The organism is Parasphingorhabdus sp. (genome assembly GCF_041748495.1).
In the GTDB taxonomy this organism is placed as follows: Bacteria; Pseudomonadota; Alphaproteobacteria; order Sphingomonadales; family Sphingomonadaceae; genus Parasphingorhabdus.
Genome location: NZ_JBGTDD010000003.1, coordinates 1 through 18,732, shown reverse-complemented (window position 1 = coordinate 18,732; position 18,732 = coordinate 1). Strand labels below are relative to the sequence as shown.

Annotated in this window: 14 protein-coding genes; 11 read left to right on the top strand and 3 right to left on the bottom strand. The window is 57.8% G+C overall.

The features are described 5' to 3' along the window. The first annotated feature begins 37 nt into the window (after window positions 1-37). Entirely contained in the window at window positions 38-1,093 is a 1,056-nt protein-coding gene (locus ACEW8J_RS00230) for a DUF2332 domain-containing protein (protein WP_373489617.1), read from the top strand. Here the strand turns inward: ACEW8J_RS00230 and ACEW8J_RS00225 are convergent. Genes ACEW8J_RS00225 through ACEW8J_RS00215 form a run of 3 tightly spaced genes read right to left on the bottom strand, consistent with a single transcriptional unit; the run spans window position 1,090 to window position 2,623 of the window. Continuing rightward, on the bottom strand, window positions 1,090-1,986 hold the full coding sequence (locus tag ACEW8J_RS00225; protein ID WP_373489616.1) for a pirin family protein: 897 nt from the start codon (window positions 1,984-1,986) through the stop codon (window positions 1,090-1,092). The genes ACEW8J_RS00230 and ACEW8J_RS00225 overlap by 4 nt on opposite strands. After that, window positions 1,983-2,351: a cupin domain-containing protein gene (locus ACEW8J_RS00220; RefSeq protein WP_373489615.1), complete on the bottom strand. Its 369-nt coding sequence runs from the start codon at window positions 2,349-2,351 to the stop codon at window positions 1,983-1,985. The genes ACEW8J_RS00225 and ACEW8J_RS00220 overlap by 4 nt, the downstream gene beginning before the upstream one ends. Beyond that, complete coding sequence (locus ACEW8J_RS00215) at window positions 2,348-2,623, bottom strand: BolA family protein (RefSeq protein ID WP_373489614.1); 276 nt, start codon at window positions 2,621-2,623, stop codon at window positions 2,348-2,350. The genes ACEW8J_RS00220 and ACEW8J_RS00215 overlap by 4 nt, the downstream gene beginning before the upstream one ends. Before the next feature lie 114 nt (window positions 2,624-2,737). On the opposite strand from ACEW8J_RS00215, the gene ACEW8J_RS00210 reads away from it, so the two are divergent. From ACEW8J_RS00210 to ACEW8J_RS00165, 10 genes are all read left to right on the top strand, one after another. After that, window positions 2,738-3,349 (top strand): J domain-containing protein, encoded by a 612-nt coding sequence (locus tag ACEW8J_RS00210; protein ID WP_373489613.1) that lies wholly within the window; start codon window positions 2,738-2,740, stop codon window positions 3,347-3,349. A gap of 137 nt (window positions 3,350-3,486) precedes the next feature. After that, window positions 3,487-4,479, top strand: a complete 993-nt coding sequence (gene cobS, locus ACEW8J_RS00205; RefSeq protein WP_373489612.1) for a cobaltochelatase subunit CobS — start codon at window positions 3,487-3,489, stop codon at window positions 4,477-4,479. A gap of 173 nt (window positions 4,480-4,652) precedes the next feature. After that, a complete protein-coding gene (locus ACEW8J_RS00200; RefSeq protein ID WP_373489611.1) occupies window positions 4,653-6,770 on the top strand; it encodes a transglycosylase domain-containing protein in 2,118 nt (705 codons plus the stop codon). An 81-nt stretch (window positions 6,771-6,851) separates the two neighbouring features. Next, entirely contained in the window at window positions 6,852-8,672 is a 1,821-nt protein-coding gene (gene cobT, locus ACEW8J_RS00195) for a cobaltochelatase subunit CobT (RefSeq protein ID WP_373489610.1), read from the top strand. A gap of 4 nt (window positions 8,673-8,676) precedes the next feature. Beyond that, the gene (locus tag ACEW8J_RS00190) at window positions 8,677-9,348 is read left to right on the top strand and encodes a nitroreductase (protein WP_373489609.1); all 672 of its coding nucleotides are present in this window, start codon (window positions 8,677-8,679) and stop codon (window positions 9,346-9,348) included. Between the two features lie 246 nt (window positions 9,349-9,594). Further along, window positions 9,595-12,678: a CHAT domain-containing protein gene (locus tag ACEW8J_RS00185; protein WP_373489627.1), complete on the top strand. Its 3,084-nt coding sequence runs from the start codon at window positions 9,595-9,597 to the stop codon at window positions 12,676-12,678. Then, window positions 12,678-14,732 (top strand): CHASE2 domain-containing protein, encoded by a 2,055-nt coding sequence (locus ACEW8J_RS00180; protein WP_373489608.1) that lies wholly within the window; start codon window positions 12,678-12,680, stop codon window positions 14,730-14,732. Before ACEW8J_RS00185 ends, ACEW8J_RS00180 begins: the two co-directional genes overlap by 1 nt. After that, entirely contained in the window at window positions 14,719-15,516 is a 798-nt protein-coding gene (locus tag ACEW8J_RS00175; protein ID WP_373489607.1) for a hypothetical protein, read from the top strand. Before ACEW8J_RS00180 ends, ACEW8J_RS00175 begins: the two co-directional genes overlap by 14 nt. 102 nt (window positions 15,517-15,618) lie before the next feature. After that, entirely contained in the window at window positions 15,619-17,412 is a 1,794-nt protein-coding gene (locus ACEW8J_RS00170; RefSeq protein ID WP_373489606.1) for a ShlB/FhaC/HecB family hemolysin secretion/activation protein, read from the top strand. Window positions 17,413-17,515: 103 nt separating this feature from the next. Continuing rightward, window positions 17,516-18,732 (top strand): hypothetical protein (locus ACEW8J_RS00165; RefSeq protein ID WP_373489605.1); only part of this gene is annotated, 1,217 nt, incomplete at its 3' end.

Below are 18,732 nucleotides of genomic sequence, written 5' to 3'. Positions count from 1 at the left end.
CGGCTTTACGGGTTCGCAGATGAAAGGGCAACGAGTTATGGACATTTTGGATGTCGAGGATATCGAGCAGGGAATGCGCGGCCAGGCAGAGCATTGCCGGCGCAACGACGCGCCGGTTACCGCATCGATCATCATCGCCCAACTGGCGCTGATGCACGGACCGACCGCCTGCGGGCAAATGATCGCGCGCTGGCCGGGAAAGCCGCTGGAAGACGCGATGCCGCTCCGCCTCACCGGTGGTCTCCACCATCTCTATCTCAGCGGCAGGGAGCCGCGTCTTGCGGATATCTACCAAGGCCGGATCAGCGATCAGGGCGCTATTGACCGTCTGGTCGGAGAGGTCGTCGCCGACCATGACGCCGAATTGCTGCCCTGGTTCGACAATCCGCCGCAGACCAATGAATCCGGTCGCTCGGCCAGTTTCATGGCCGGCCTGCTATGGCTTTCCGGACGGGTCGGCCGGCGATTCGAACTGCTTGAACTCGGAGCCAGCGCGGGCGTCAACACGATGATGGCGCGCTATCATTATGACCTGAACGGCGTCGAGGCCGGCCCGGCAGATTCGCCGATGCGGATCAGGCCGGACTGGCGCGGCCCCCCTCCGCCGCAAGCGCGGGTGGCCATCGTCAGCGCCCGTGGCTGCGACCAGAATCCGATCGACCTCACCGATGATGAAACCGCCGCGCGTCTCAAAGGCTATATCTGGCCGGAAATGCCAGCGCGGTTCGAGCGGATGGAGGCAGCCATCGCGCTCGCCAGACAGGACCCGCCCGATCTGGCCAAGGCGGATGGCGCCGACTGGGTCGAGGAGCAGCTGGCTCATCCACAGCAAAGCGGCACGACCCGGGTGCTGATGCACTCGATTGTCTGGCAATATCTGCCGCAGGCAACCAAAGACAGGATCACCACAGCGATGGAAGCGGCCGGCAAAGCGGCGACCCCGGAAAAACCGCTGGCATGGATATCACTGGAGACCAACCGCAAGACCTTCAGCCACGAACTGATCCTCCGCTACTGGCCGGGCGGCGAGGAACCGACGTTGCTGGGCCGTGCCCATGCCCATGGCGCCTGGGTCGAGTGGTTTGAAGTTTAAAGGAACGTGATCGTCTTCGGCTGACCTTCCGGCAGCGGGATATACTCGTCGGCATCGCCCGGAACTTTCGGAAAGCGCCCTTCAGCCCAGTCGACCTTGGCCTGTTCAATCCGATCCTTGCGGGAGGAAACAAAATTCCACCAGACATGGCGTTCGGAAGAGAAAGCCTCTCCACCAAGCAGCATTGCTCTTCCGCCAGACCGGGATGAGAGCGAGACTTTTGCACCTGGCGCAATTACATAAAGCAGATATTTTTCGAGCGGCACACCGTCGAGCGCCGCATCGCCATCGACCAGCATCACCGCGCGCTCGTCGGCTTCCGAGTCGATCGGGATCACCCCATCCGGGGCCAGCAGAATATCGGCATAAATAGTCTCTGCATGACAGGTGGTCGGAGCCGACTGTCCCCAGAGACTGCCCATGATGACCCGGGCCGTCGCGCCGCCATCCTCAACAATTGGCAAGTCGGCTGCCGCAACATTCTCGAACGCCGGTTCAATCTCTTCCATGCCATCGGGCAAGGCCAGCCATGTTTGCATTCCGAACATCGGTTTCGGTGCATCCCTTGATTCCAGCGGCGAACGCTCCGAATGGACAATCCCCCTGCCCGCTGTCATCAGATTGACCGCGCCCGGCCGGATCGTCTGGAACGTGCCGAGACTGTCGCGATGGTCGATCGCGCCTTCGAACAGATAGGTCACCGTTGCCAGATTGATATGGGGATGCGGCCTCACATTCATGCCGCTGTCTTCCGGCAGAATGGCCGGGCCGAATTCGTCGACAAAAATGAAGGGTCCGACCATCCGGCGATGCGGCGAAGGCAACACCCGGCGTACCTCGAAGGCCCCGAGATCGTGAGTGGTAGGGGTTATTATTTGCGTGATTTTTCTCATATTCTCTCCAGATTTCTGGCAGTCTTTTTGGTGATCACATTGCCGGTGTTGAGGGTCGTTCTGGGCTCCAGCAGCAGCACATGACATTCCCCGCCCAACGCCTCCGGACAATGTTCAACGCCCCGGGGAATGACAATGAACTCCCCTTCCCCGACATCAACATCGCCGGTCCGCAGGCCCATCCGCATCGTCCCCTTGATCACCAGAAACAGCTCATCTTCCCGCTCGTGATGATGCCATTCAAACTTGCCCGCAAATTTGACCAGCTTCACCTGCATATCGTTGACGTCGCCAGCAATTCTTGGCGACCAGTGCTCGGAAAAATTGGAGAAGGCGTCGGCAAGATTGACTTTTCCTATCTTCACTCGCCCGGCGCCCTCGCCTTGATCGCCATTGCGTGGACCTTGTCCTGCATCATGTCGCCGAGCGCGCTGTTCACCATACGCTGGCGATTGAGCCGGGATTGACCAGCGAAGGCGGCGCACTCGATTTCCACCGTGAAATGCGATTCGCCGCTGCCGTCGTCGCCGGCATGGCCGTGATGGCTGGCGCTGTCGTTGATGACGTTCAGCGATATCGGAGAAAGTTCTGCGGTGAGCCGCTTTTCTATCTCGCTGTGGACTGGACCTTTGGGCATCGAATCTCCATATTGCTTTTTCGACACAGACTATAACCGTTCGCCCTGAGCCTGTCGAAGGGCGTTTTACTGCAAAGGACAGACCGGCTTCGACGAGCCTGGCACGGACGGATTTTGACCGAAACTTCTCCCAAAAGAAAATCGAACCGCTTCCACGGGCGCGTCGAAACCGACGGCCGGACTTGCGCCATCGAAGGCTGTCAGGAAAGCGGCGAATTCCGCGCACCTCCGATCTATGGCAGCCAGCGCAGTTACGACGGACCGGGCGAATATCGCTGGCTCTGTCTCGACCATGTCCGCCAGTTCAATCAGGCTTATGACTTTTTTGCCGGCATGGATCATGAGCAGATTTTCGAAGCGCAGCATCCGGTGCGCGGCTGGGACTCCGGCCGGCGAATCTATGATGCGGGGCCCAGCGTGCCGCCATCCTGGTCCGATTTTACCGATCCTCTGGACGCGATCGGTGCGCGATTTGCGGGGGGTATAAACCGGCGCCAAAGATCCGGTCCGGCGATCTCCGGCGCTGACCTGAAGGCCCTGCAGACGCTAGGGCTTGGCGAACATGACACCAACGCGATCGGCCGCAGCGACATCCGCCGCGCCTATTCGCAGCTGGTCCGCAAATATCATCCGGACCGCAATGGCGGTAACCGTAGCCACGAGAAACAGTTGGCAAAAGTGATCGAGGCCTATACGCAGCTGAAGGAATCACCGGATTTTCGATGAGAATCCAATTCCCGTTGGTCCCGAACCTGCCGATGGACTCTTCCCGTCCTCGGCGCCTGTCGATTTTGATGAACGTACTACGATGGGCCCGGTGATAGGGGTTTGGGCTAACGGATGAGAAATTTCGAAGGGCGAACATGACTGACATTCCAAATACCAATCCCGATTCCAGCGGCGAAACCATCATGGATGCACCCGACCAGATGGTCGATGCGCGTGAAATGTTCGGGATTGACCTCGATATGCAGGTCCCAGCGTTCAGCGAAAAGGACGAACGGGTACCCGACCTTGATCCCGCCTATGTTTTCGATCCGGAAACCACCACCGCCATCCTCGCCGGCTTCGCCTTCAATCGGCGGGTCATGGTACAGGGCTACCACGGCACCGGAAAATCGACGCATATCGAGCAGGTTGCCGCTCGCCTCAACTGGCCCTGCATCCGGATCAATCTCGATGCCCATATCAGCCGGATCGATCTGGTCGGCCGTGATGCGATTGTTTTGAAGGATGGCCAGCAGGTCACCGAATTCCGCGAAGGCCTGCTGCCATGGGCGCTGCAGACACCAACCGCACTGGTGTTTGACGAATATGACGCCGGCCGACCCGACGTGATGTTCGTGATCCAGCGCATCCTGGAAGCGGAAGGCAAGCTGACCTTGCTCGACCAGAACCGGGTGATCCGCCCGAATCCTTATTTCCGCCTGTTCGCCACCGCCAATACAGTCGGGCTCGGCGATACCAGCGGGCTGTATCACGGCACCCAGCAGATCAACCAGGGCCAGATGGACCGCTGGAATATCGTCGTGACATTGAACTATCTGCCAGCGGCCACCGAAGCGAAGGTGATCCTGTCCAAAGTGCCGGATGCGGGCGACAAGACGGTCGAGAATATGATCAAAGTCGCCGACCTCACGCGGCAGGGTTTCATCAATGGCGACATATCCACGGTCATGAGTCCGCGGACTGTCATCAGCTGGGCGCAAAATGCAGCGATATTCAAGAATATCGGCTTCGCCTTCCGCCTGTCCTTCCTCAACAAATGCGACGAAGCGGAACGGATGCTGGTGGCCGAATATTATCAGCGTGTATTTGGTGAAGATTTGCCCGAAAGCGTGATGGGCACTGGGTGATTGCTCACGCCCGAATGACTTGACGGCAAAAATCACGGTCCTGCCTGAACGGCGTAAAGTGGAAATGAAATTCCGCGCTCCTCTGGCCGAAGAGTGATGTTCGTCGGCCTGCCTGTGCGGTTCGAATATTTCTTCTCGCTTATGGCGTATTATTTTTGTAATACAGCAGATTGATGCTTGACCAAACCCACTCTGACACCGGGAAACGGCGCTGGTATTGGCCATTCCGGACCAAAAAAATCGGCAAAACCCGCTATTACCAGCCCTATGGCGATGCCATTCCGCCGCACATCGAAGACCCGGTGGCGCCACTCGACAGGCCGCATGGCAAATGGTGGTGGATCAGCCGCGCGATAGCGGCAGCGCTGTTCATTTTCATCCTCCTGATCGCCTATCTGGCGATCACCGCGCCTTTGTCGAAATCGCTGCAGCCGATTGCTCCACCGCAGATCACATTGCTGACGTCTGACGGACAGCCGTTTGCACGCAATGGCGCTGTGGTAGATGATCCGGTGCAGGTCGCGGAATTGCCCGACCATGTGAAGGAAGCCTTCATGGCCATCGAGGACCGGCGCTTCTATTCGCATTGGGGCGTTGATCCGCGCGGGCTGGCGCGCGCGCTGTGGAGCAATTTTTCCGGTAGCGGCATGACCCAGGGTGGCAGCACGATTACCCAGCAGCTGGCCAAGACCACCTTTCTGACCCCGGAGCGTAGCCTGACGCGCAAGGCCCGGGAAATGCTGATCGCCTTCTGGCTAGAAGCCTGGCTGACCAAGGATGAAATTCTCGAGCGCTATCTTTCCAACGTCTATTTTGGCGACAATGTTTACGGCCTGCGCGCAGCATCGCTGCATTATTATTATCGCCAGCCGGAAAATCTCAAGCTGGAACAAGCGATCATGCTCGCCGGCCTGGTCCAGGCCCCCTCCCGTCTCGCGCCGACCCGCAATCCGGAACTGGCGGCAAAGCGGGCCAATCTGGTCAAGTCCGCGATGGTCAGCGCGGGCTATCTGAGCGAGCAGGAAGCTGACCGCCTGGGGACCCCGAGACTGGACGTCCGGGCCAAGAATGCCCTGCCCACAGGCACCTATTTTGCCGATTGGTCGATGCCGCAGGCTCGGGCCCTGACTGACATGAGCTACGAAAAACTCACGCTCACGACAACCCTGGACTCCCGGATGCAGGAATTTGCCCGGCGTGCGATCGCCAGCGCGCCGCTCGGCCAGGCACAGGTTGCCTTGGTCGCGATGCGTCCCGATGGCGAAGTCGTGGCGATGATCGGTGGCAAGGATTACGCAAAATCTACCTTCAACCGGGTGACGCAAGCCAAGCGCCAGCCAGGATCCACATTCAAGCTGTTTGTCTGGCTGGCGGCGTTACGGTCCGGGATGAGACCAGATGACATGGTTGATGACAACCCGATCACCGAGGGCGGCTATCTTCCGAAAAATTCCGGAGAAAACTATCGCGGCTCGATCAGTCTGAAAGAAGCGTTCGCCCGGTCGAGCAATGTGGCGTCGGTACGCCTCTTCGGACAGCTCGGCGACCGTGCAGTGATCCGCGAAGCGCGCAATCTGGGAATCAAGTCACCACTGGCCGAGGATGACCCGAGTCTGGCGCTCGGCACCTCAACCATGACCCTGTTGGAGCTGACCGCTGCCTATGCGGGGGTTGCCGGCAACAAATGGCCGGTGGAACCCTATGCTTTCAAGAAAGAGTCGCAAAGCTGGGCCGAATGGCTGTTCGACTGGCCGGGCCGTTATGAATCCCGAACCCATGCCAATATGGAGGCGCTGCTTCGGTCCGCGGTCAATGATGGCACCGGCCGCCGGGCCATGCTGTCGATTCCCAATTACGGCAAAACCGGGACCAGCCAGAATAACCGGGACGCCCTGTTCGTCGGCTATGCCGGTGACGGGGATGACCGGCTGGTAGTCGGTGTCTGGATCGGCAATGATGACAACACACCGTTGAAGGGTGTCAGCGGCGGCAGCCTGCCGGCGCGTATCTGGCAGAATTTCATGCGACAGGCGGTACAGGACCAGAAACCTGCGGGACGCGCCAGACCGGTACAAAAACCCGACCCGGAAGGCCCGGTCGTTCCGCTCGATCTGCCTGAAATTCCCAAGATACCATCGGGTATCGAGCCAACTGAACCGGGAACGAATAACGATACCACCGTCAGGGTTGGTACGGAAATCGGCGGTGTGCCGGTGGAACTCAAGATCGATGGCGACGGCGTCGCGATCGAACGACGCGCGGAGGAAAGTCGCGCTGGACCGGATCGCTAGGCCCGCCGCTGCACCTAACAAAAATGCAGGAAATTAGGTCTTTGATTCCCCAGACCTTTCCGCTTAAAGCTATTCGCTTCTATGGCTGATCGTTCCAAACTTGATGACCTGAAAGACGTGCTGGGCGGTGCGGCGCGCTCGATCGCCCGGGACCCCGATCTGGAACTTGCTTATACCGCCGAAGCCCCGTCCCAGGCCGGCCCGCATCTCAAGGTACCGATGCCGGCACGCGACTTGCCCCCGGCACAGGTCGCCGAAGCGCGGGGATTTGCAGACAGTTTCTCCCTGAAATTACGACATCACGACGAGGCGACGCACCGGAAAAATGCCCCTCAGGAAGCAGTGGCACGCGCCTGTTTCGACGCTCTCGAACAGGTTCGCACCGACGCGCTGGGGTCGCGGGTCATGGCCGGCGCGAAGGACAATCTGAATGCAGCCTTGGAAATGCGGATGCGTTCTGATCCGATTTCCCGGGCACAGAATCGCGACGAAGTTCCCATTTCCACCGCGCTGGCCCTGCTGGCGCGAGAAAAACTGACCGGACAGGTGCCACCTGCGGGTACCGTCAAGGGCCTCGACATGCTCCGCGACTGGATCGAGGAAGGGGCTGGCGCCGATCTTGACGGCCTCAATCTGACGCTTGATGATCAGAGCAGTTTTGCCAAATTGTCCACGCAATTGCTGCAACATCTTGATCTCATCAAAAGCGATGATGAATCCGAAGCCGAAGATAGCGAGGACGACAGCGACGAAGAGAGCGACGATAGCCAGGATGATGGTGCTGACGAGGAAGCGACCGGCGATCAGGGCGAATCGGAAATGCGCTCCGAGCCATCAGATGACGATTCCCAGGACGGCGAAAGCGACCAGAATGCCGAGGAGCTGGAAGAAGGTGCCGAAGAGGAAATGGGAGACGCTGGCGACGATGGCATGATGCCAGTCCGTCCCAACCGCGCCATGTCTGACCTGCCGCCCGGCTTCAACTATACCGCCTGGACCGAAAAATATGATGAGGTCGTCAGCGCCTCCGAATTGTGCGACGAAGAAGAACTGACTCGGCTGCGCGCATTTCTCGACCAGCAGCTGACCAGCTTGCAGGGCGCGGTCACCAAATTGGCTAACCGGCTGCAACGCCGCCTGATGGCGCAGCAGAATCGTAGCTGGGATTTTGACCAGGAAGAAGGCATGCTCGATGCAGCGCGCCTTGCCCGGGTCGTGAGCAACCCGTCGCACAGTCTGTCCTACAAGATCGAGCGCGAAACCGATTTCCGCGACACCGTGGTGACCTTGCTGATCGACAATAGCGGCTCGATGCGCGGGCGGCCGATTTCGATCGCGGCAATCTCCGCAGATATCATGGCGCGGACCCTCGAGAGGTGCGGCGTCAAGACCGAAATTCTCGGCTTTACCACCCGTGCCTGGAAAGGCGGCCAGACCCGCGAGAATTGGCTGGCGGCAGATCGTCCGGCCAATCCCGGACGACTTAACGACCTCCGCCATATCGTCTACAAGAAAGCCGATGAACCCTGGCGCCATGCCAAGAAAAATCTTGGCCTGATGATGCGCGAAGGACTGCTCAAGGAAAATATCGACGGCGAGGCGCTGCTCTGGGCCCATAGCCGCCTGATTGCCCGGCCCGAGGAACGCCGCATATTGATGGTGATATCGGACGGTGCGCCCGTTGACGACAGCACCCTGTCGGTCAATCATGGCGCCTATCTGGAAAACCATTTGCGCAAGGTGATTGAGTGGATTGAAAGCCGGTCGCCGGTGCAGCTCGTGGCCATAGGCATCGGCCATGATGTGACGCGCTATTACAAGAAAGCGGTGACGATCATGGATGCGGAGCAATTGGGCGGCATGATGGTAGAACAACTTGCCGGGTTGTTTGATGAGGATTGATTTCATGAACGTTACCGAAGCCGTTAATTCCCGGCGTTCCGTCCGCCAGTTTCTCGACAAGCCAGTCGACCGGGCAACGCTTGAACGCGTATTGGAAACAGCGCAACGCTCGCCGTCCGGTGGCAATACCCAGCCCTGGAACGCAATCATCATTGGGGGCGATGCGCTCAAGGATGTCACGGCGAAGATCAAGGAAAAAACGAGGACCGCCCCGATGGGCGAGAATATGGAATATGCCATCTATCCCAAGGATCTGGATGGCAGATATGAGGACCAGCGTCGAGCGGTCGGACGGGACATGTTCGAGAGCATTGGTCTGTCACGGGAAGATGGTGCAAGCCGAGTCGCACAAATGGCCAAAAACTGGGACAGTTTCGGTGCACCAGTGCAATTGTTCACCTACACCAGAAAATATATGGGGCCGCCGCAATGGTCGGACATGGGCATGTGGCTGCAAACCGTCATGTTGTTGCTGCGCGAGGAAGGGCTCGATAGCTGCGCGCAGGAAATCTGGGCCATGTATGGCACCTACATGCGCGAATTGCTGGATATCGACGATGACCATATATTTTTCTGCGGCATGGCAATCGGCTATCGCGATCCCGACGCTCCGATCAACAATTTTTCCGTGCCGCGCGTTCCGATCGATCGGGCTATCGAGTTTCGCGGCCTTTAATCCACGAAGCCGCTGAATTTCGTCGGAAATCCAAAACCGTCCCTCATCGTGACGGAAATCACCGGATCGAGCCGCGATGTCGTTATTTTACTATATCGGACTCGGATTCCATCGGTAGATGTAGTAGCTGAGGAAACAATCCGGGTCGCAATCGGCGTTGGTCAAGTCTGAGGGGGCTTGCCAGGGCAATATATTTGTGGGGAGACAATCGTGCACCGGACTAGGATTTGCACATTATCATTGGCTGTGGCGTTGGCAACAAGTCCTGTCGCGGCGTTCGCCCAGGGTACACCGGTCTCATTGCGTGACAGTTTTCCGATTGGTAACAGCGATGGCATATTATGCCAGGTCCAGGACCGCAGCATAGATAACCGGGCCAAAAGCAACATGTTCGACCGCAGCTGGGCCGTGGTATGTCGTGATTCCGCGAGACCGGTCGGTTTTGTCTATTCGTCGCGATCATCTGCGCAAGATCTGCTGGGCCGGATCGAACCCTATCGCACTGAACCGGTGACATGCGCCTCGAGCACAGCATCAGCGGCACTCAACGGTTTTAGTAACACCGAATGCCGCCTTGCAGCAGAACCCGTAGCCTATTCTGTGATACTCGGGGAGCAAGCAGGCGTCTCCTATGTCGCAGAAGGTTTAGCCGCCTATGACGGCGCAACAATGCTGGCGCTCAAATCCATTTTGCAGGACACCATTGCAGACGGCAAAATTGATGTCGCCTCGACATCGGTCGAAGATCCCTTTGCCTTCGCTAGGGTACAGGCAGCGACGCTCAAACCAGATCAGGCCTTGGCAGAGGGCTACCGGCGCAACCTCAGCGGCAATTATGCCGAGGCCGCCGCCTTTTTCGAAACCTTGCAACAACGAACGTCCGGTATGACAGGGGAAGATATCAATCCCCATGAATATCTGATCAACCGGGCGCTTCAGAAATCAAATCTTGGCGAGTTTGCCGAAGCCGATGATCTGTTTGAGCAAGCCGGCGCCTTGAACCAGCGGGATCCAGTGACCGAAAGGTTGCACCGAAATTTCGAGACAATGCATCTGCTGAATCAGGGGCGGCTCGCGGCAGCGATCGAGCGGATCAATAGCCCGCTCAAAACGTCGCTCGTCGAGCAAAGCGCGCTGACCGATCGCCTTGAAATTACGGCTCCAATTTCTACCCGTATTAATGGTAGCGTGCGAACCCGCAACCTGCTCGGCTTTGTCGATGAAACCAAATTGAGCGCGGAGGAACGTGCGGAGATTATCGATGCCCAAGCCTTGCAGCTGCTGGGAACCGCGCAGCGTCTGAATGGCGATCGGGCTGCTTCCCGAAATTCTCTCATATCATCATATAATCGAGCGATTGCGGTGCGGGACGGCAGGGTTACATCGATCACGCGCCTGAGAGCCCAGACACTCGCCGAGCTATCGCTGCTTGAAGAAGCCGACGGCCGAATGCGTGAAGCGGAACAGCTGCTTCGCGACGGGCTGGATCTGCTCAGCATCCAATATCCGGAAACGCGGGCTGTCAATGGCGCCAAGGCCCGTCTTGCAGCGTTTCTCTTGCGCAGCGGGCAGGAAGCCGAAGCACGCAAATTATATGGCGAAGTTGTAGATAGCTCGCTGGGCCAGCGCAGTGCCATTTCCGGAATGTCCAACCAGCTTGCGCCCTATTTCCGGCTCCTGGCTGAGGATGGGACTGCGACAGAGCAGTTTTTCAAGGCTTCTCAGATATTGATTCGTCCTGGCGTTGCCGAGACCCAGGCCGTTCTCTCTCGTGAGCTGAGCGGCGGCACCGACGAGGCCGCACGACTGTTCCGGCAATCCACCAATCTGGCGCGCAACATTGAACGTTCGCGGATACGGTTCGCGGCGCTGAGCAGAATAGAGCAGACCCCTACGGTTGGCAGGCAGCGCAATGATCTCGCATCGGAAATAGAAGAACTGGAACGAAGCCAGCAACTCACCCAGACAAGGCTTTCAGAATTTCCGCAATATCGGGCGATCCGCGATCAATTTCTGAGCCTGGACGAACTCCGGGCGACAATGCAGCCCAGCGAAGCCTATATGCGCATGGCGATCATCGGCGGCGATATTTTTATGTTCTATGCCGATGAGGCTGAAGCAAAAATCTACCGGGTTGCGCTTGATGAAGCTGAGCTTGACGCAAAAGTCGATGCTATCCGCGCTTCGATCTCGGTTTATGAAAACGGGCAATATGTCACCTATCCCTTCGACATTGAAGCGGCTCGTACGCTTCATTCCGATCTGTTTGCGCCGGTTTCCAACCGGCTCGCCAACAAGAACCATCTGATATTTGAGCCGGATGGCGCGATGCTTCGCTTGCCGATCAATTTGCTGGTGGGTGACGATGACTCAGTGGCGCGCTATCTTGCCAAAATCGAAGCCCCTGACGGGGATGCGTTTGATTTCGCCGATGTCAAATGGCTGGGCAGGGAACTGGACATCAGCACCGCGGTGTCGGCCCGGGCTTTTGCCGACGCACGGCAAGCGCCCCAATCTGATGCCCAGCGTCAATATCTGGGCCTGGGCAGAAATCAGCCGGTACTCGCAAACACCAGCATTGCAAGTGTCCGAGGTGGTGACCCAAATATGGATGAGAATTGTCAATGGCCCCTCAATCAGTGGAATAGCCCGATCTCTGATCGCGAGCTGCTTGAAGCACAGTCTCTGATTGGCGCAGAAAATTCCGAAGTGATTACCGGTGCGGCGTTCACCGATACCGGAATCATGACAAAAACCGATTTGAATGAATATCGCATTCTACACTTTGCCACCCATGGTCTGGTCACGGCACCCAATCCGTCCTGTCCCGCGAAACCGGCGCTGGTGACGTCCTTTGGTGAAGCGGGTTCGGACGGACTTCTGGCTTTTGATGAAATTTTCGACCTCAAACTGGACGCAGATATCATCATCCTTTCAGCCTGCGACACGGCGGGCAAAGCCAGCATAGCGGCAACCCGCGAGGCGGGGGTGAGTAGCGGCGGCGGAACGGCTCTGGACGGGCTGGTCCGGTCCTTCATCGGTGCCGGCGGGCGATCGGTCCTCGCCAGCCACTGGCCTGCTCCGGATGATTTCCGGGCTACAGAAAGGCTGATAAATGGCATGTTCACTGATGGTCGAGGGCAATCGATTACCGGCGCACTCCGACGGTCCCAGCTGGAACTGATGGACGATCCGATCACATCACATCCCTTTTACTGGGCAGGCTTTGCCTTGATTGGTGATGGTGCCCGAACATTTTTGCCAGGCGACGCCAATGCGCTCGCTGATGGCAAAGCATCCTCCGCGGCGTCGAAGGCGGCCCTGAATTAATGGATAGAACTGCCGATCAATCTGACCCGGTTGCCAATAACCGTGATGTGAAAGAAGGAGCGAAGGGCGTATTGCAAACCCTGCGCCGACTTTTTGCCCAGCTTGGTCCGATCCGCATGGGTTCGACAATATTGTTCATCATCCTCGCCCTGCTCGTCGCCCGCTACAGCTGGACAACGCCGCTGATCCAGGAAGCCGAACGAGCGCTCTATGATTTGCGGGTATCCGTGTTCGCGCCGGAAGTGGAAAAAGACGAAAATATCGTCATGATTGTCTATAATGAAGAGACGTTGAAGCTGACGGGTCAGCGGTCACCGGTGGACCGGACGATCCTGGCTGACGCGCTTGAAACGATCGACGCAGCCAATCCCAAATCGATCGGCATCGATATCCTGTTCACGATGCCGCAGGATGATGACGCGCTGCTGATTTCAGCCTTCAAGACCATGCAAACGCCCACCTACCTGGCTTATGCAGACCCTAAGGAAAATCCGGAAATTACATTTGCCGAACATGAATTTCTGCAGCAGTTTTTTAATGATGTGCGCAGCGAAACGGTCAGGCCCACCAATATCAAGCTGGAAACAGACAGCGACGGCGTCCAGCGTCGATGGACGCCGCACAATCCGGGAGCGCCGCCGTTCATGGCGATTGCGCTGACAGGTCCCAATCCGAAATTCGCCAGCAATGACGGTGCCGTCCGCTATCATGTTCCGGCTGCGACCGATGTGCCGGTATTCGACAAATTTCCTATCGAGAATTTTGCCGACCCGGAAATCGCAGGCATGCTGAGTAGCTTCATTGCCGGCAAGCATGTGCTGATCGGCGGCGACTTCATCGATCGCGACCGGTTTGAAACCCCGGTCGGCGGACTGTCCCAAGCCAGCGGCGATGACGGCAAGATGATCGGACTGGAAGTGCACGCCCATATGCTCGCGCAGTTGCTCAATGATGATCTGCCTGCCCCGATTCCCTCCTGGACCTTGTGGCTTGGCGCACTGATTATTGCGATTTGTGGGGGACTTTCCGCACTGATCATCGGCAATGCGCTGAAGGTTGGCCTCATTCTTCTCAGCCAGTTTGCCTTTTTCCTCATTTTTCCCTTTCTGTTGCAGAATATCGGCATTGATACCCATTCGTTGCCTGCCTTTGGCTGGGCTGTCGGGTGGCTGCTGGGCTATGCTTCGGTCGGATCGGCCGCTCGGACGGTCAATTCGAAACAGCGGGCGTTTGCGCAAAATGCCCTAGGCAAATATCTGCCCAAATCCATCGCCAACGAGATATTGAAGGATCCGGACAAGCTGGCGCTCCATGGCGAGAAGCGAAAGATTTTTGCAGTCTTTACCGATCTGGAAGGCTTCACCAAATTGACCCATGCGATCGAACCGGAAATGGTCGCTACGTTGCTGAACGATTATCTGGACCGGCTTAGCGAAGTGGCCCTGGAATATGGCGGCACGATCGACAAATTTGTCGGTGATGCGCTGGTGACATTCTGGGGCGCCCCGATTGCTTATCCCGATGATGGGGAACGAGCAGCCCGGGCGGCCTATGCGCTTTATCTGGCTGGCGAGGATTTTCGCAAGAATGTACCAGAGGGCGTACCGGCGATCGGCAGAACACGGGTAGGCATGCATTATGGCGACGCCATTGTCGGCAATTTCGGTGGCGAAGGCAGAATCCAGTATACCGCACTGGGTGATGCCATGAATACCGCAGCACGGCTGGAAGCGGCCAACAAGACACTTGAAACGAAAGTGTTGCTGAGTCGGGAAGCCATGGAGCGAACCGGCCTTGACTGGTACCGGCCGATGGGCCTGATCACGCTGCGCGGCCGGTCGACACCCGTCGAAGTTTTCGAACCGGTTCCCGACTGGGAAGAAAAAGATCGCGCGGCAGTGACCGCAGTCATAGCAGCCCATAAAAATGGTGATACTGGTTCAATTCAGGCACTCGGTGCCATGATCAAGCAATATGGCGAAGACCTGGGTCTGGCCAATTTGCTCAAACGTCTGGAAAAGACAAAGAATGGAGAAAGCTATGCACTTGGATAAAACAAGATCCGCACAACCCGGAAAAATTGCATCCCGCTGTGTCAAAGCGGCGCTCGGCACATTTCTGCTTTTGGGTGTTGGCAGCGTTGCCATGGCACAGAATATGGTCGTACGCTCGACCGGCCCATCGGCCAGCAGCTATCCGGCCGGCAAGAAAATGGCAAATGATGCCAGCATTTCGCTGAAGGCTCAGGACAAGGTCACCATCCTGACCCCGTCTGGCACACGCGTCCTCTCGGGCCCGGGAACCTATTCGCTGGCGCAAGGAGGCGGTACCGCCTCGACCGCCTCGCGGCGACTGTCGAGTTTCATCAACAACCGTGGCAGCACCCGGGCGAGAACCGGAGCGGTTCGCTCTGCGGTCAGCGCCGAGCCGGAAACGCCAAGCAACCCGAATCTCTGGTTCCTTGACGTCACCAAGGGCGGAAAATTCTGTGTTGCGGACACCGATACGCTGGTGGTCTGGCGGCCCGACTATACCGGTTCGGCGACGGCTTCCATCGTCAAGCCGACGGACGGCAATGTCACCGAAATCGCCTGGCAGAAAGGCAGTGCGCTGAAAGCCTGGCCAAAGGATGTGCTGCCGGTTGCGAATGGCGCAAGCTATCGCTTGCTCGGATCCAGCGTACCGCAGTCCGTCGAGGTCAGCTTTGTGGTTCTGCCAAGCCAGCCAACTGATCTTGACGACGCAGCGTCGATGCTGATCGAAAATGGCTGTACCGGCCAACTGGATCTTCTGGTCGAGACCCTCAATGCGAACAGTGAGCAGCCAGCCGAGGGTTAGTCTATGAATAGTTTCTGCCGTCCTGATTGAGGGCTGGACGGCAGATTTTGTAATTGGTGGTTCATTGGGTCGCGCTGGGACTGCCACAACACGGGGATAAATATGTCGCGCGCGCGCACTCATTTTCGAACAACCGCTTTGGCGGCTAGCATCGCTGTTTTTTCATCAAGCGTGCCCGCCTGGGGGCAATCCTCCGCCGCCGCCCCGACGCGAGAAGAAATACAGCGCGGTGTCATCGACGAAGCGCTGAAAGGTCAGGCCCAGCAACTGACGGTCGACGGGGACGTTGAGCGATCCGCCTGTCCGCTCGCCGGTCCCGAATTTTCCGATGTCCGGTTCACACTGCGGTCGGTCGATTTCACCGGACTGATTTCGGTTGACCCGGCATCGCTAAGTTCATCCTATGCAGATTATGTCGATCAGGAAGTGCCGGTTTCAGTCGTCTGCGATATCCGCGATCGGGCTGCGACCATATTGCGCAGCGGTGGCTATCTGGCGGCCGTTCAGGTGCCCCCGCAGACCATTGATCAGGGCATTGTTCGCTTTGATGTCCTGATGGCCCGGATGACGGCGGTGCAGGTCAGGGGCGATGCCGGCGCATCCGAAGGATTATTGCAGAAATATATCGAAAAGCTGGCCGCGCAACCGGTTTTCAACATCAACACAGCGGACCGCTATCTGCTGCTCGCCCGTGACATTCCGGGACTGGATGTCCGGCTTTCACTCCGGCCGGTGTCAACCGAATCCGGAGGCCAGCCCGGGGAGGTGGTTGGCGAGTTTAATGTGATCCGCACCCCGGTCTATGCCGACATCAATATCCAGAATTTCGGGTCTGAGGCGGTTGGCCGCTTCGGCGGTCTCGCACGGATCCGGTTCAATGGAATCACCGGAATGGGTGATGAGACCGTGATCAGCGGCTATTCCACTGCCGATTTCAAGGAACAGCAGGTCTTGCAAGCCAACCATGAATTTCGGGTGGGCGGCGAAGGGCTCAAATTCGGGGGGGATTTCACTTATGCGTGGACCAGACCGGAACTTCCGGGTGGGATCGACATCCGGTCGGAAACGCTGGTGGCAAGCGCTTACGCAACCTACCCCTTCGTTCGCAAACAAACGCACAATATTTTCGGTACGGTGGGGCTCGACTATATCGACCAGCGCACCGACATATTGGGCACCCGCACCAATGAGGACCGGCTCAGCATTGCTTTCGCGCGGCTCGACTTCAACCAGATAGAAGCGGGCAGCATTTCCGGGCGTGGTGGCTATTCTGCCTTCGAACCCAAATGGGGCATGGGCGGCTCGCTGGAAATCCGGCAAGGTCTCGATATTCTGGGCGCCAGCCAGGGATGCGGACCGGCCTTCGTCAACTGCATCGGCCAGACCATCTTGCCTACCCGCGCCGATGGAGATCCGACTGCCTTTGTCATCAGGGGACAGGCAAAGATTGATTTTCGTCCCACTCCCCTGCTCGCATTCACGCTGAAGCCGCGACTGCAATATTCTCCCGATGCCTTGTTTTCCTACGAAGAAATTTCCGGTGGCAATTATACCACGGGCCGCGGCCATGATCCCGGAACGATCATCGGCGATAGCGGCTATGGTCTGCAGACAGAGATCAGTTACGGGTCGCTGCAACCGCAGTCCCCTCAGGATATCGCAGTCCAGCCCTATCTGTTCTTCGACATGATGGGCGTCTGGAACAAGAATATACCAGGTGACCCCCAGAAACTTTATTCCGCAGGCGGTGGCTTGCGAGCGACCATTGGCCAACAGGCAAGCCTGGATGTGATGGCCGTGGTGCCGCTGAAACGCGCCGGCTTCCAGGTCCGCCGGGACAGTGCCCGGGCGCTGCTGACGCTGACGGTCCAGCTTGCCCCATGGAGGCGCAGATGAGCCGACTATTTTTTTACCAGACGATGTTTCAATCGGGGACAGGCCAATGACTAGCAGAGCACAAAATATCCAGCACAAATCCGGATCGGGACGTTCCAGAAAAATGCGTTGGCTAGCCGGTGGTTCAGTGGCGGCGGCGGCTTTTCTGCTCGCGACTGCACCCCAGGTAGCGCAGGCCCAATCGCTATTGCGCGTCCCCGGCATGATGATGGAGAACGCGCCGCACGGTAAAAATGTCAACATCACGCGGCCAGAAATGGCACAAAACCAATCGCACAATCGCGCGCCTGATTTCAGAGCCAACGACATCAGGATCTCGTCGCCGCTGAACCCGCTGCCGACAAATAACATCCGGATTTCTGCCCCGATTTCCTCGCTACCGGTCAATGATGTAAGAATCTCAACGGCATTGAATCCGTCCAGTGTCCAGGACATCAGGATCAGTGCGCCGGCGGCACTGGCCGCAGCGCAGCAGCCACAGATGAGAGCCGATGATTTCAACCCGCGGGACGTGCGGATTTCTTCCCCGATGAATCCGCTGCCGGAAAACAATGTTGGGATTTCTGCGCCGATCACCTCCCTACCGGTCAATGACGTCAGGATTTCTGCACCTGCTCAGCTGGGCCTGGAGAATATTCAGATCAACACGCCGGTGACGCTGTCCGATGCCTATCAACCGCAAGTTCCGGCCGGGATGACGGCCATCAATCAAGCACAGGATGTTGACGACCGGATCTCCCTCACTCGGGCCTTTCAGGCGAACCCGACTTTTGCATCAGCATTTGCCACAATTTCACGATCACCCGATAGCGATGTGCTAACCGTAACTGGGTCGGAAACATTCATCAACTGGTCGCCGCTCGATACGGCGAATGGCGACCAGTTGATCAACATCCTGCCAGGCGGCACATCCTTGACATTTGTCGGACCGGATTCGGGTTATACGGTCTTGAACCGGATTTTGCCGACCGGCACTACCGTTTCCGGCGATCCCCGCGGGATTGCCTTTGGCGGCAATGTCACTAGCCGACTGGGCTCCAGTGATGGATCCATTGGTGGCAATATCTGGTTTTACAGCCCCGGCGGGATCGTGATCGGAGCAGGATCGACCTTTGATGTCGGCGGACTGGTGCTCACCTCTAACGATATCGACACGACCGGCGGCTTGTTCGGTGCTGGCGGCGAAATTAGATTCAACGGCGTTGCCGATAGCCTGTCATCAGTCACGATCGAAAACGGTGCGACGATCAACGCTCTGAACAATGGCAGCAGCTATGTCGCCATGGTGGCACCGCGTGTCGTTCAGGGTGGCACCGTGAC